Below are 13,999 nucleotides of genomic sequence, written 5' to 3'. Positions count from 1 at the left end.
GGAGCGCCCGCCAGGCCCGGTCACCTTCTCCAACGGCCTCAAACGTTTCCACGCCATCGCCGAGGGCTTCGCTCTTGCAAATCCCAACTAACCAACCCCCAAAGCAAATGTGTGCGCACGCTAGCCCACACGGGGAGAAGGGAAAGTCGCGCTCAAATCACCTCGAACACGAACGTCTTCACCAGCGCTTCCGGATCGCCGATCGCGTAGCAGCGGAACCACGGGCTCTGCTCCACGAGGCGCCATTTCCCGGCCCGCGTCAACTCGTCGAACACCGCCTGAAAACCGCCACTCTCGAACACCTGGTCGCGCACCGTGAAGATGGCGTGCCCGCCGCTCTTGGTGATGCGCACCAGTTCGTGCAGGCCGGAGGCTGGCGCGTGGCCGATGGTGAAGACGCCGGTCGAGAAGAAAGCGCGAAAATGCCGGTCGGGCCAGGGCAGCGGGCCGCCGAGCATCGCTTTCTTCAGCTCGCCATAGGCGCCGCGGCTGCCGGCAAGCTTCAGCATGTCGTCGGAGAGGTCGAGGCCGGCGATGTCGCCATAGCCCAGTGCCTTCAGTGAAGGTCCGGATAGCCCCGTGCCGCAGCCGGCATCGAGCAGCGGACCCTCGCCGGCCGGCACGTGACGCGCCACCCAGGCGGTGATCAGGAACGGCAGCAGATAGCCGAGCGAGGCGGTCTCGCTGTCATAGGTCGCCGCCCATTCGGCATAGGCCTTGGCCAAGGCGTCCGGCGTGTCGGCCGTGTAGACGGAGTCCAGCGCCGCATTGGCCTTGTCGAAATTCATGGGATGGTTCCTCCACCGGATGGATGCCGCCCGAAGGTAGAGCAATTCCAGGAAAAGTGGGATCCGGTTTTCCGTCCGGAATTGCGCCAACAACAAAGAGATATGCGGACTTGTCCCGGCGGCTATTCCCGATGCTGCCGGCGCAGCCGCTGCTCCAGCGCCCTCAGCGCCAGCGACAGGCCGACGGTCAGGATGAGATAGATATAGGCGACGATCGAATAGGTCTCGAAGAAGCGGAACGAGCCGGCGGCATAGACCTTGCCGATCTGTGTGATGTCGGCGACGCCGAGCACCGAGACCAGCGAGGAATCCTTGACCATGGCGACGAAGTCGTTGCCGAGCGGCGGCAGGATGGTGCGGATCGCTTGTGGGAACACGATCAGCCGGAAGCGCTGCGCCCGTGTCAGACCAAGCGCCTTGGCCGCTTCGATCTGGCCTCTCTCGACCGATTGGATGCCGGCGCGGAACACTTCCGAGATGAAGGCCGAGTAGCCGATGGTCAGCGCCATGATGGCTCGCCACAAAAGCGACACGTCGCGCACCAGGAGTTCGCCGATGAGGCCGGCGCTCTGCAGCGGCGCGGTCAGCGCGTTCCAGGCCGCGACGAAGGCCGGCGCGCCGGCAAAGGCGATCCAGAACAACAGCACCAGGATCGGCACGCCGCGGATGATCTCGACATAGAAGCGCGCGATCTGGCGCAGCCATTGCGACCCCGACAGCGCCATCAGCGCGATGCCGAGGCCGAACGCCGAGGCCAGCGCAAAGGCAACCGCGGTGACCAAGATGGTGATGCCGATGCCTTTGGCGACGGCGGCGAAGACCTGGGCGTAAAGGTCGCTGGAAGCAATGGCGAGGGCGGCGGCCAAAGCGAGGACGAGCGCGGCCGCCAGCCACCAGGGGAATTCGGATTTGGTGGTGGGTGATCCAGTGGGCATCAGGCGTTGCCTGCCGGGCGGATATTGCGACGGCAGGGTGCCAAGCCACCCCCCTCTGGCCTGCCGGCCATCTCCCCCTCAAGGGGGGAGATCAGATGTTCGATCGGCTTTCGCCAACTGTCGACGGCGCAGGATGTGAGGAGGCGCTGAAACTGCCAATCTCCCCCCTTGAGGGGGAGATGCCCGGCAGGGCAGAGGGGGGTGCCTTGGCGCAAACTCAGCGCGAGTTCCCGAACAGGCACCGCCCGCACCAAGACGAGCTCACTGCCCCATCTTGTAATCGAGGAACCACTTCTTGTTGAGCTTGTCGAGCGTGCCGTCGGCCTTGAGCGAGGCGATCGCGGCATTGACCGGCTTCACCAGGTCGGAACCCTTCGGGAAGATGAAGCCGAAATCCTCGGTGCCGAGCGGCCCGCCGATCAGCTTCAGCTTGCCTTCGGAAGCATCGACATAGCCCTGTCCGGCGGTGCCGTCGGTGAGCACGACATCGACGTCGCCCGATTTCAGCGCCTGCACGGTCGCGCCGAACGTCTCGAACAGTTTTATGCGCGGGTTCTGCTCGTTGCCGTCGAGCACGCTGTACACCGCGGTGTAGAACGGCGTGGTGCCGGGCTGGGCGCCGATCAGCCCATCCTTGAAGGCGCCGAACGTCTTGGCGTCGGTGAAGCGGCTTTCGTCGCCGCGCACCAGCATGAACTGCTCCGAGCGCATATAGGGATCGGAAAAGTCGACCTTCTCCTTGCGGTCGTCCTTGATGGTGATGCCGGTCATGCCGATGTTATACTGGTTGTCCGAAACCGCCTGGATCATCGCATCCCAGGATGTGTTCTGGTACTCGACCTTGAAGTTCAGCCGCTTGGCGATCTCGTCCATCGCGTCATATTCCCAGCCGATCTGCTTGCCGGTCTTCTTGTCGATGAACTGCAGCGGCGGGTAGGCGTTTTCCGTCACCACCACGACCTTTTTGCCGCCGAGATCGGGCAAGTTGTCGGCGAGCGCGGCGACAGGCGCGAGAAGGCAGGCCACCATGGCGGCCAGCAGCAGTTTCGACTTGGTCATGACAAATCTCCGAAGGTGCTCGACCGCGCTGCAATTCTCGCGGCCAGGAAGAATCCGGCACCGACTTTAGCTTGCCGCAAGCGCCTTGCAAGCCGGTCCGCTGCGCCGCAGGCACGTCAATACGCAATCCAGTGCTCTTCAGGGATGGTTTGGCTGGCCGTTGCGGTGATCAGTCCTGATCGGCCGTGGCCTGGCGCAGCCCGTCGACCAAACGCGTAAGCGTGCCGTGCAGGGCTTTGAGTTCGGCCCGCTCCAGCGGCATGCCGCAACTGAGCCCTTCCTGCACGTCCTTCATCTTCGCCCGCAGCGCCTGACCCTTGGCGGTCGGCTCGACCAGCACCCGGCGCTCGTCGGCATGGTCGCGGCGCCGCGTCACGAGGCCGCCCGCTTCCATCCGCTTGATAAGCGGCGTCAGCGTCGCCGAATCGAGACCCAGTGCCGCGCCGAGCTCGCCGACCGTGCTTGGCGAGCGCTGCCACAGCGCCAGCATCGCCAGATATTGCGGATAGGTGAGGCCAAGCGGATCGAGCAACGGCCGGTAGAGCCTGGTCATCAGCCCGCTTGCCGAATAGAGCGCGAAGCAAAGCTGCCGGTCGAGGCGCGGCACGTCAATCGCCCCGGCATCTTGCGCCGGGACTTCGCTGGCCATGGTTTCGGTTTTCGTCGTCATGCCGCCTTTGCCGAGAGCGCCACATCGATATTGCCCCGGATGGCGTTGGAATAGGGGCAGATCTTGTGCGCTTCCGATACAAGCGCCTCTGCGCCGGCCGGATCAAGACCCTTGATCTCCGCCGCCAGCGCGACGCCGAGCCGGAAGCCGCCCTGGTCGTTGGGATAGAGGCTGACCGTGGACGTGACCGAAGCGTCCTGCAGCGGCAGCTTCTGCTGGCGGGCAACGAAGCGCACCGCGCTCTCGAAGCAGGCGGCATAGCCGACGGCGAAAAGCTGCTCGGGATTGGTGGCGCCACCCCTGCCGCCGAGTTCCTTCGGCATCGCCAGATCGACCTTGAGCAGGCCGTCGCTGGTCTCGCCATGACCGGCGCGGCCTCCGGTAACGTGAGCCTGGGTGGTGTAAAGTGCCGACATCTTCGTCTCCGTTTGATTTGTACACGATTGTTTAGCGTACAAGATAATTGGCTGTCAACCCTGATGTCGTCATCCAGGGGCGGAGCGACGCGAAGCGCAGACCCGCGGATCAAAGCGCTGCTGCAGCGTGGAAATTTGAAACTCTGGCGGGACAGAAGGGGTGTGAAGGAACGCTAACCTATTCACCTTTGTCATTCTAGGGCGGAGCAAGGAGCGAAGCGACGCGCGCAGACCCTAGAATCCATTCCGTGAGATAGGAGCGATACTGCGGTGCAGAGGTTCGACGGAGTTCCATTCTCGACCGCCGCATCCCTCGCGAAGGTAACGGCATGGATTCTAGGGTCTCCGCTCCGCTTCGCGTCGCTCCGCCCTAGAATGGCGAAAACGCGAAGACTTCGATCAAATTCCGAGCACTTGCGACAGCCGCAAACGAAAAAAGGCGGCCGAAGCCGCCTTTTCCAGAAACTGTCCAGACCCCAAGCCTTATTCGGCGGTAGCGGCCTCGGCGGCGGCCTTCTCGGCGGCTTCCTTGGCAGCCTTCTCGGCGGCTTCCTTTGCGGCCGTCTCGGCGGCCAGCGCCTGCGCGGCGGCGACCTTCTCGGCCTCGATGCGGGCGCGCTCGGCGTTCAACGCATCGCGCTCTTCGTCGTTAAGCTTGCGCGCGCGCACGCCCGTGTTTTCCGAAATGCGGGCCGACTTGCCGCGACGGTCACGCAGGTAATAGAGCTTGGCGCGGCGCACCTTGCCGCGGCGAACGATCTCGACGCCCTCGACCATCGGCGAGTAGACGGGGAAAACGCGCTCGACGCCTTCGCCGTAGGAAATCTTGCGTACGGTGAAATTCTCCTGGAAGCCGGAGCCGGCACGGGCGATGACGACACCCTCATAAGCCTGGACGCGGGTGCGGGTGCCTTCGGTGACGCGCACCTGGACGCGCACGGTGTCGCCGGGCTGGAATTCGGGCAGCTTGCGCTTGGCTTCGATCTTGGCGGCCTGTTCGGCCTCGAGCTGACGGATGAGATCCATCTCAAATATCCACTTCTTGTTCTTCCGACAGTCAGAGCGTCCTGCGCTCGCCTTGCAGTTCCATTGACCGCTCGGCTATGCCCTTTGTCGAGACATCGGGCAGGGACGACTACACCGCACTTGTTGACGGGTCCAGAAGATCGTTCTTCCGGTTCGGGCGGCGACATACAGCTATTTCGGTGCTTTGTCACGCCTTAATGCATGTCGCCCGGAAGTGTGTGCGGTTCTGGGACGACGACATGCATCAAAACAAGGGCTTAAAGCGTGTCGGCTGAACCCGTTTCAGCGTGACGCGCTTTAAAGGCATATTTTTTGCGTCTCATGGCACCATGCTATTGCCGCCGTGCCGGGTTGCGCGCGCCTCGCAAGCTTTCTAAGCGGGGAAATGTGCGTTTCCCAGACGTCTTCTCAATGACCATGCTCGATGCTGCCTTGCTGTTCCTCGCGGGTTTTGTCTCCGGCGCGGTCAATGCCGTGGCCGGCGGCGGCACTTTCGTCACCTTCGGCGCCATGACGTTGGTCGGCGTGCCGCCGATCGTCGCCAACGCCACCTCCTCGGTGACGCAGTTTCCCGGCTACATCACCTCGACGCTCGCCTATCTCGACGACTTAAGGCATTTCTGGCGCCCGGCGCTGCTGCTCTGCCTGATCTCCGCCTGCGGCGCGCTGGCGGGATCGCTCATCCTGCTCGCGCTGTCCAATCCGTCGTTCCGCGCCCTGGTCCCCTGGCTGCTCATCGCCGCGACCGCCCTGTTCGCCGCCGGGCCATGGCTGAAACCCGCGCCCAAGCCCGGCTCCGAAGCCAGGGTCGGCTCCTTCGCCGGATCGCTCGCCCAGTTCGTCACCTCCGTCTATGGCGGCTTCTTCGGCGCCGGCATGGGCGTGATGATGCTGGCCACCCTCGGCCTGACGCAGGCCGGCGACTACCACCGGCTCAATGCGCTGAAGAACATGCTGGCCGTGGTCATCGCGGCCATCGCCATCCTGGTCTTTGTCTCGGGCGGCGTCGTCGCATGGCCGCAGGCGATCGTCATGATCCCGGGCGGCGCGCTGGGCGGCTATGCCGGCGTCTGGATCGCCAAGCGCGTGCCGCAAGGCGTCGTGCGCGGCTTCGTCGTCGCCGTCGGCCTGTTTCTTGCGTTTTATTATTTCGCCAAGGGCTGAATGCCCGGCAAGTCCGGCCGCCGCTCGCGCGTCAGCTTCTCGGCCTCGGCGCGACGCCACTCCGCGATCTTCTTGTGATTGCCGGAGATCAGCACCTCGGGAATAGGCCTGCCTTCGAATTCCTGCGGCCGCGTGTAGTGCGGATGCTCGAGCAGCCCGTTCTCGAAGCTCTCTTCCTCGCCTGACACCGCATTGCCCATCACGCCGGGCAACAGCCGCACCACCGCATCGAGCAGCACGAGCGCGGCCGGCTCGCCGCCCGACAGGATGAAATCGCCGATCGAAACTTCCTCCAGCCCGCGCACCTCGATCAGCCGCTGGTCGACGCCCTCGAAACGGCCGCACAGGATGACAGCGCCGGGACCGGCGGCGAGCACGCGCACGCGGGCCTGCGTCAACGGTTTGCCACGCGGGCTCATCAGCAGGCGCGGGCGCGGATCGCCCGGCGGCGAGGCATGGTCGATGGCCTTGGCCAGCACATCGGCGCGCATCACCATGCCGGCGCCGCCGCCGGCCGGCTTGTCGTCGACGGTGCGGTGTTTGTCGCTGGCGAAATCGCGGATCTGGATCGCTTCCAGCGACCAGGTGCCGGTCTCCAGCGCGCGGCCCGCCAGCGACAGGCCGAGCGCGCCTGGAAACATCTCCGGATAGAGCGTCAGCACCGAGGCGGCAAAGCTCAACGGTTGCCCCCGGCATCCTTCGGGCCGCGCGGCCGACCCTTCGGGTCGAAACCGGAACGGCCGGGCGGCTCGCTTTCTTCATCCTCGACCAGACCGGCCGCCAGCGGATTGATCTCGACGAACCCGTCGGCGATCGAGACATGCGGCACCGCGGCCTGCGTGAACGGGATCAGCACGCCCTTACGGCCGGCAAGCGTGACATCGAGGATGTCGCCGCCGCCGAAATTATGCACGGCCACGACCTTGCCGACGACACCCGTATCGTCCCTGACATCGAGGCCGATGAGATCGGCGTGATAGAACTCGTCCTCCTCGCCGTCGTCGGGCAACACCGAGCGGTCGACGAAAAGCTCGGTGCCGGCCAACGCCTCGGCGGCATTGCGGTCGCCGATGCCCTTGAAGCGCACGACCACCACCGTGCCGGCTGGCCTGATATCCATGATCTGGAAGGCGCGGCCGTCCTTGGCATGAAGCAGCCCGTAATCGGCCAGCGCCATCGGATCGCCGGTGAAGGTCTTCACCCGCAATTCGCCCTTGATGCCGTGGGCGGCACCGATAACGGCCATCTGCACAGGGTTTTCGAGCTTCGACATCGGCGGCGCTTCCTTTGCTCTGCTCTAACCCCCTGAGACCATCATTTCAATGATCGCCTCTTCACCGCTTCCTAACCTGCATGCCTGAAACTGCCGTCATGCAGGAGTTCCTCATCCCGGCAAAACCCGACCTCCAGGCGGCGCGCGAAGCCTGGCTGAAGACGCTGGCGCGCGAGCGCCGGCTGTCGCCGGAAACGGTCGAAGCCTATGAGCGAGACACGCGCCAGTTCCTGCATTTCCTGACCGGACATTGCGGCGGCCCGCCGGGCATTTCCGACATCGCCGACCTGCGCCCGGCCGACCTGCGCGGCTTCCTCGCCGCGCGCCGCAACACCGGCGCCGGTGCCCGCACGCTCGGCCGCGGCCTTGCCGGCATTCGCTCGCTGCTGCGCTTTCTCGAACGGCGCGGCGTGGTCAATGCCGCCGGTGCGGCGGCACTTCGCGCGCCGCGCCAGCCGAAATCGCTGCCCAAGCCGCTGACCGCAAACGATGCCAGGCAGGTCGTGTCGATAGAGGGTCAAATGGCGGAAGAGCCGTGGATCGCCGCGCGCAACGCCGCGGTGCTGACGCTTCTCTACGGCTCCGGTCTGCGCATCTCGGAGGCGCTCGGGCTGACCGGCGCCGACCTCGCAACGGATGCCGACACCGTGCTGCGCGTCACCGGCAAGGGCGGCAAGACGCGGCTGGTGCCGGTGCTGCCGGTGGCCCGCAAGGCGGTCGCCGAATACCGCCGTCTCTGCCCTTTCCATATCGATCCCAAGGGCCTGCTGTTCCGCGGCGCCCGTGGCGGCCCGCTCAACCCGGCCATCGTCCAGCGCGAGATGGCCAAGCTGCGCTCGGCGCTGAACCTGCCCGACACCGCGACCCCGCATGCCCTGCGCCATTCCTTCGCCACCCACCTGCTCGGCCGTGGCGGCGACCTGCGCACCATCCAGGAACTGCTTGGCCACGCCAGCCTGTCGACCACCCAGATCTATACCGGCGTCGACACGGCAAGGCTGCTCGACATCTACGAGCGGGCGCATCCAAGGGCGTGAAGCTCTGGGGTCATCCTGAGCCCTGCGGCTTCGTCATTCTTGGGCGGAGCAAGGAGCGGAGCGACGCGCGCAGACCCTAGAATCCGTAACCCCGGCGCTCCGCGACGGTGCAGAATTCTGGATCGCCGCATTCCACGGCTCAGGTCACGGAATGGATCCTCGGGTCTGCGCGCGTCGCTTCGCTCCTTGCTCCGCCCGTGGATGACGATGCGGCACCTGACTGCACCAGAAACAATTTCATTCCCCCGGTTAACCGTTTTGCCGCTTTTCATCGCTAAGACGCTTTACTTATGAAACGCGTCATCGCCATCGCCGACCGCGCGGCCCTTGTCTCGTTGAAGCTGCTTGCAGCGCTCAACCTGCTGTTTTTCCTGTCTTTCATCGTCGTCCTGCTGCTCGCCGGCCGGGTGCATGCCGAGGCGCCCAATTGCGCCGGCACCGATCTGTTGACCGCGCTGGAAAAGAACGATCCGGCCGCCTTCAAGAAGGTCGAGACCGAAGCGGCGGCGGTTCCCAACGGCAAGGGCCTGTTGTGGAAGCTGGAGAAGTCGGGCGAAAAGCCGTCCTATCTGTTCGGCACCATGCACATGACCGATACGCGCGTCACCACGCTGCCGCCCGCGGCGCAGAAAGTCTACGACAGCGCCGACACCATCATCATCGAAACCACCGAAGTGCTCGACAAGCGCAAGATGATGGCCGCTCTCGCCGCCGAGCCCGACCTGATGATGTTCACGGACAACACGACGCTGTCGTCGCTGCTGTCGCCGGAAGATGCGGCGATGCTGAACAAGGGGCTCGATGCGCGCGGCATCCCGCCCTCGACGGTTGCCAAGATGAAGCCGTGGATCCTGTCGACCATGCTGGCGTTGCCGGCATGCGAGGTGGCGCGCCAGGGCGCGGGCGCGCCGGTGCTCGACGTCAAGCTGGCCGAGAATGCCAAGGCGAACGGCAAGACGATCGAAGGTCTCGAGACCATTGCCGATCAACTGCGTGCAATGGCTTCGCTGCCGCTTGCCTTCCACATGAAGGGGCTGGTCGAAACCTTGAAGCTCGGCGACAAGGTGAACGATGTCAACGAGACCATGATCGCTCTCTACCAGCGGGGCGACATCGGCATGATTGTGCCGCTGTTCAAGGTCGCCATGCCCGAGCAGACCGAGGAATATGCCGAATTCGACCAGACCATGATCGTCAGCCGCAACAAGGTGATGGCGGATCACGCCAGGCCGATTCTGGCCAAGGGCAACGTTTTCATGGCGGTCGGCGCGCTGCATCTGCCCGGCCCCGATGGGCTGGTCGAGGATTTTCGCAAAGCGGGGTATATTGTTACCGCCGTCAATTGAGTCGCCTTGCGGCTGTCGGACCTAAAGCGCGGGGTTTTCAGCGTTTTTCGCTCCCTTGCGTGAAACCGATTGCTGGATCGCGCGTTGATGGCTGGTTGTTTGATACCTTTCATCCAAGGAGGACACGTTTCATGGCGAACCCGAACGACCCCTTCACCCCTTCAAGCACGCCTCCCACGTCGGGCGGTGGCGGCGGCAGCGGGTGGCTGATCGCCCTAGTTGTCATTATCCTGGCCATTGTTGCGTATTATGTCTTTGGCAGAAGCGGAGGCGAGCATGCCCCGGCCCCGGCTGAGCCGCCGGCCGCCAGCACGCCGGCTCCGGCGCCTGCACCGGCCATGAAGCCTGCCGAACCGGCGCCCGCTACTCCTGCCCCAGCTCCGGCACCCGCGCCTGCGCCCGCCCCAGCTCCAGCACCCGCGCCGGCCCCTGCGCCGGCCCCTGCTCCATCTCCTGCTCCGGCTCAGTAACCGGGCTACAGCTTAAGAACAAACGGCCCGCCGAAAGGCGGGCCGTCTTGTTTGTGGCAACCATGCCTTCGTCATCCTCGGGCTTGACCCGAGGATCCATGCCGCGACCTTCGACGGGAAGCACAGCGGTGCAGAATTCTGTAATCTTTGCAACGCCTTAGCGTCACGGCATGGATCCTATGGTCTGCGCGCGTCGCTTCGCTCCTTGCTTCGCCATAGGATGGCGAAGTCGCGGGTATCGGTCCTTAGCGCCTCTAAATGTGAATGGGCTTGAAGAACGTCGCCAGCGCCGCTTCCTTCACCGCTTCCGACATCGTCGGATGCGCATGGCAGGTGCGGGCGAGGTCTTCCGAGGAGCCGCCGAACTCCATCAGCACCGCCGCCTCGTGGATCATCTCGCCGGCGCCGAAGCCGACGATGTGGACGCCGAGCACGCGGTCGCTGGCCTTGTCGGCCAGGATCTTCACGAAGCCGTCGGTGTGCAGCATGGCGCGCGCGCGGCCATTGGCGCTGAACGGGAATTTGCCGGCCTTGTAGTCGATGCCGGCCTTCTTCAACTCCTCCTCGGTCTTGCCGACCGAGGCGATCTCCGGGCTGGTGTAGACGACGCTCGGGATGACGTCATAGTTTACATGGCCGGCCTGGCCGGCGATCGTCTCGGCCACCGCGACACCCTCGTCCTCGGCCTTGTGCGCGAGCATCGGTCCGGCGATGACGTCGCCGATGGCATAGATGCCGGACACATTGGTCCTCAAATGCCCGTCGGTCTTGACCCGGCCGCGCTCGTCCATCTCGACGCCGGCTTCCTTCAGCCCCAGACTGTCGGCGTAGGGACGCCGGCCGGTGGCGACCAGCACCACATCCGTCTCGATGGTTTCCGCCGCGCCGCCCTTGACCGGCTCGAAGGTGACGGTCGCGCCCTTCTTGGCCTTGGCGACGCCGGTGACCTTGGCGCCGAGCTTGAATTCGAAGCCCTGCTTGGACAACAGCCGCTGGAACTGCTTCGACACCTCGCCGTCCATGCCACCGAGGATATTGTCGAGGAACTCGACCACCGTGACCTTGGCGCCGAGCCTGGCCCACACCGAGCCGAGCTCCAGCCCGATGACGCCGCCGCCGACGACCACGAGGTTGGCGGGCACCTTGGCCAGCGACAGGGCGCCGGTGGACGACACGATCACCTTCTCGTCGAAATCGACCTTGACGCCCGGAATGCCGGCGACATCGGAGCCCGTCGCAATGACGATGTTCTTCGTCTCGATCTCCTCGACCTTGCCGTCCTCGCCGGTCACCGACACCTTGCCGGCGCCGACCACCTTGCCGGTACCGCGGAAGGAATCGATCTTGTTCTTCTTGAACAGGAAGGCGACGCCGTTGACGTTGGAGGCCACGGTCGCATCCTTGTGCGCCATCATCTTTTTCAGATTGAGCTTCGGCGCGCCGACCTCGACGCCCAGCGTATCGAAGGCATGGCCGGCCTCGGCGAACATCTCGGAGGCGTGAAGGAGCGCCTTCGACGGGATGCAGCCGATGTTGACGCAGGTCCCGCCGAAGGTGGCGTCCTTCTCGACCACGGCCGTTTTCAGCCCGAGCTGCGCCGCCTTGATGGCGCAGACATAGCCGCCCGGTCCAGATCCGATGATAACGACGTCATATGCCATGATGGTGTCCTTCTTATCCGGCTTTGGAGCGGTTCGAGATCGACCGCTCCAGGTTGTTTCTTCGTACGCAATTCCGGACGGAAAACCGCTGGCACTTTTCCTGGAATTGCTTTAGCGGCCGCCGCTCACATTGAGGATCGCGCCCGTTATATAGGAGGCCGCGTCCGACAGAAGATAGAGAACCGCGCTCGCGACTTCATCCGATGTGCCCGCGCGTTTCATCGGCAGCATGTCCTGCATCCGCGCCACGCGATCAGGCTGGCCGCCCGAGGCGTGGATTTCGGTCTCGGTGATGCCGGGGCTGACCGCATTGACGCGCACACCCTCCATCGCGACTTCACGCGCGAGCCCGATGGTCATGGTGTCGATCGCGCCCTTGGAGGCGGCGTAATCGACATATTCACCGGGCGAGCCGAGCCTGGCCGCCGCCGAAGACAGGTTGACGATGGCGCCGCCCTTGCCGTCATGCCGCGTCGACATGCGCTTCACCGCCTCGCGTGCGCACAGGAACGAGCCGACGACGTTGACGCGCATCATGCGCTCCAGCCGCACCACGCTCATCTCATCGACCCGCGCCTTGACGTCGACGATACCGGCATTGTTGACGAAAGCGTCCAGCCGGCCGAAGGCCCGGTCCACCGCCTCGAACATCGCAAGGACGTCGGCCTCGTTGCCGACGTCGCCCTTGACTGCGAAAGCATCGCCGCCGCCGGCGTTTAGCTCGGCGACCAGCGCATCCGCGGCCGACTGGTTGGAGACATAGTTGACCGCCAAGCGGTAGCCTGCCCGGCTCGCCTGCCGGCAGATGGCGGCGCCGATGCCACGGCCGCCGCCGGTGACCAGCAGCGTTTTTTCCTCGGCGCTCATTCCTGGCAGCCTTTCAGCACGAAGATGTCCCATGGCACTTTGGAGAAGCCGGCGGGGCCATAAGCGGCCGACATTTCGAGCGACGGCCCGAGATCGGGCAAGATCAGGCTTTGCGGCGCATCGGCGCCTTCGGCCGGCAACAGGCCGATGCTGCCCTTGTCGTCGGCGCTGTAGATGACGCCTTCCCAGACCGTGCAGGCGGCGAGTTCCTCGCCGGTGACGTCGCCGGTCGGGCATTTATACATCAGCGAGCCATGCGGCCGCGCGGCAGAGCCTTCGGTCCACATCGCGATGCCGTCGAGCACGACATTGTTGTCGAGGATCATGCGGAAAGTGTTGGTGACCGTCGCCGAGGTGCCGGCCGGGGTGAAGTCGATCTCGGCGCCGCTTTGTGCCTCGCCATAGACGGCAAGCTGGATCGGGCAGGCGGCCTGGGCACCGGAATTCGCCGCCATGAGAGCCAGCGACCCGGCCATAAATCCGATCATGGGCGAGGCGGCGTTCGTCATCAGTTGCCCTGCTCGCCCTTGCGGCCATCGGCGTTTTCGAGCACTTCGAAATCGGTCATCAAGACCACCGGTTCGCCGGCTGCATCCAGTCCCCAAAAGGACGGATACAAGCCATCGCCCCAGCCGCTCCAGAACATGGCGATATTGACCGGGTTGCCGGCGGCCGGATGATGCATGGCGAACCGGTCCTGATTGGGCGCGAACTCGGCCGCCAGCACATCGTCATAGTAGTTCTGATCGGCTTTGAGCTTGTCCTGTGCGGCCGACATCAAGGCCATCGCGGCCTTGTCCATGAACGAGCCGAGGCCGGCATCAACGGGATAGCCGAAGATTTCGTCGCCATTCAGCGTCGAAACATCCTGTCCGGGCAAGGTTGCAAGCTCCCAGCGCACCGGCACGCCGGAACGGAAGCGGAGGAATGCGGCGGCCACGCGACCCTGCGCCTCGAACTGTGTGACCGGGTAGCGCCCGGGCTTCACCTTGCGGCTCAACGCCGGCCAGTCGTCGGTCGTGATCAGAGGGTCGCAGGCAACGATCTCACCCGTCGGAAGTTCGAGATCGCCGATCGGCGTGACGGTGATCTTGCGCTCCGCCAATTGCGCATCGTTGAGCGCAAAGAGGCCGAAATTGCTGCTGGCCGTCGCCGGATCCCAGTCCGCGGCGGCTGCCAGCGACGGAACGGCGGCGGAGAAGCCAAGCAGGAGGATGCTGCGCCGCAACCCGCGCGCCGTCCGGCCGAGCTTGAACCCGAACCGTTCCGGCCAGCCGCTCATCGCGG

15 protein-coding genes are annotated in these 13,999 nt (G+C 64.8%); 3 read left to right on the top strand and 12 right to left on the bottom strand.

Annotated elements, in window-relative coordinates; all coding sequences use genetic code 11:
* Positions 1-152 precede the first annotated feature (152 nt).
* From RFM68_RS23040 to rplS, 6 genes are all read right to left on the bottom strand, one after another.
* The gene (locus RFM68_RS23040) at positions 153-788 is read right to left on the bottom strand and encodes a class I SAM-dependent DNA methyltransferase (protein ID WP_320235312.1); all 636 of its coding nucleotides are present in this window, start codon (positions 786-788) and stop codon (positions 153-155) included.
* Between the two features lie 122 nt (positions 789-910).
* Positions 911-1,723 carry an amino acid ABC transporter permease gene (locus RFM68_RS23035; protein ID WP_320235310.1) on the bottom strand — a complete coding sequence of 271 codons (813 nt, stop codon included), beginning with the start codon at positions 1,721-1,723 and terminating at the stop codon, positions 911-913.
* Between the two features lie 261 nt (positions 1,724-1,984).
* Positions 1,985-2,782: a transporter substrate-binding domain-containing protein gene (locus tag RFM68_RS23030; protein ID WP_320235309.1), complete on the bottom strand. Its 798-nt coding sequence runs from the start codon at positions 2,780-2,782 to the stop codon at positions 1,985-1,987.
* A gap of 169 nt (positions 2,783-2,951) precedes the next feature.
* Complete coding sequence (locus RFM68_RS23025) at positions 2,952-3,452, bottom strand: MarR family winged helix-turn-helix transcriptional regulator (protein WP_320235308.1); 501 nt, start codon at positions 3,450-3,452, stop codon at positions 2,952-2,954.
* Positions 3,449-3,868 (bottom strand): organic hydroperoxide resistance protein, encoded by a 420-nt coding sequence (locus RFM68_RS23020; protein WP_320235307.1) that lies wholly within the window; start codon positions 3,866-3,868, stop codon positions 3,449-3,451. The genes RFM68_RS23025 and RFM68_RS23020 overlap by 4 nt, the downstream gene beginning before the upstream one ends.
* A 483-nt stretch (positions 3,869-4,351) precedes the next feature.
* Positions 4,352-4,894 (bottom strand): 50S ribosomal protein L19, encoded by a 543-nt coding sequence (gene rplS, locus RFM68_RS23015; protein ID WP_320235306.1) that lies wholly within the window; start codon positions 4,892-4,894, stop codon positions 4,352-4,354.
* Between the two features lie 411 nt (positions 4,895-5,305).
* Here rplS and RFM68_RS23010 point away from each other — a divergent pair, with 411 nt between their 5' ends.
* Positions 5,306-6,058, top strand: a complete 753-nt coding sequence (locus tag RFM68_RS23010; RefSeq protein WP_320235305.1) for a sulfite exporter TauE/SafE family protein — start codon at positions 5,306-5,308, stop codon at positions 6,056-6,058.
* Here the strand turns inward: RFM68_RS23010 and trmD are convergent.
* Positions 6,040-6,738, bottom strand: a complete 699-nt coding sequence (gene trmD / locus RFM68_RS23005; RefSeq protein ID WP_320235304.1) for a tRNA (guanosine(37)-N1)-methyltransferase TrmD — start codon at positions 6,736-6,738, stop codon at positions 6,040-6,042. The two genes, RFM68_RS23010 and trmD, sit on opposite strands and share 19 nt — an antisense overlap.
* Entirely contained in the window at positions 6,735-7,331 is a 597-nt protein-coding gene (rimM, locus tag RFM68_RS23000; RefSeq protein WP_320235303.1) for a ribosome maturation factor RimM, read from the bottom strand. Before rimM ends, trmD begins: the two co-directional genes overlap by 4 nt.
* A gap of 98 nt (positions 7,332-7,429) precedes the next feature.
* Between rimM and RFM68_RS22995 the strand changes: the two genes are divergently transcribed.
* Complete coding sequence (locus tag RFM68_RS22995; protein WP_320235320.1) at positions 7,430-8,368, top strand: tyrosine recombinase XerC; 939 nt, start codon at positions 7,430-7,432, stop codon at positions 8,366-8,368.
* A gap of 290 nt (positions 8,369-8,658) precedes the next feature.
* Positions 8,659-9,714, top strand: a complete 1,056-nt coding sequence (locus RFM68_RS22990; RefSeq protein WP_320235302.1) for a TraB/GumN family protein — start codon at positions 8,659-8,661, stop codon at positions 9,712-9,714.
* Between the two features lie 724 nt (positions 9,715-10,438).
* On the opposite strand, the gene lpdA is transcribed toward RFM68_RS22990, so the two are convergent.
* The 4 genes from lpdA to RFM68_RS22970 all read right to left on the bottom strand — a co-directional run bounded on the left by lpdA (position 10,439) and on the right by RFM68_RS22970 (position 13,994).
* A complete protein-coding gene (lpdA, locus tag RFM68_RS22985) occupies positions 10,439-11,845 on the bottom strand; it encodes a dihydrolipoyl dehydrogenase (protein ID WP_320235301.1) in 1,407 nt (468 codons plus the stop codon).
* A 111-nt stretch (positions 11,846-11,956) separates the two neighbouring features.
* Positions 11,957-12,712, bottom strand: coding sequence for an SDR family oxidoreductase (locus tag RFM68_RS22980; protein WP_320235300.1), 756 nt, complete (start codon positions 12,710-12,712; stop codon positions 11,957-11,959).
* A complete protein-coding gene (locus tag RFM68_RS22975) occupies positions 12,709-13,221 on the bottom strand; it encodes a hypothetical protein (protein WP_320235299.1) in 513 nt (170 codons plus the stop codon). The genes RFM68_RS22980 and RFM68_RS22975 overlap by 4 nt, the downstream gene beginning before the upstream one ends.
* The gene (locus RFM68_RS22970) at positions 13,221-13,994 is read right to left on the bottom strand and encodes a DUF4241 domain-containing protein (RefSeq protein WP_320235298.1); all 774 of its coding nucleotides are present in this window, start codon (positions 13,992-13,994) and stop codon (positions 13,221-13,223) included. Before RFM68_RS22970 ends, RFM68_RS22975 begins: the two co-directional genes overlap by 1 nt.
* Positions 13,995-13,999: the final 5 nt, after the last annotated feature.

Origin of the sequence: Mesorhizobium montanum (assembly GCF_033977145.1) — a bacterium.
Taxonomy (GTDB): domain Bacteria; phylum Pseudomonadota; class Alphaproteobacteria; order Rhizobiales; family Rhizobiaceae; genus Mesorhizobium; species Mesorhizobium montanum.
This window is presented reverse-complemented; position numbering and strand designations above follow the sequence as displayed.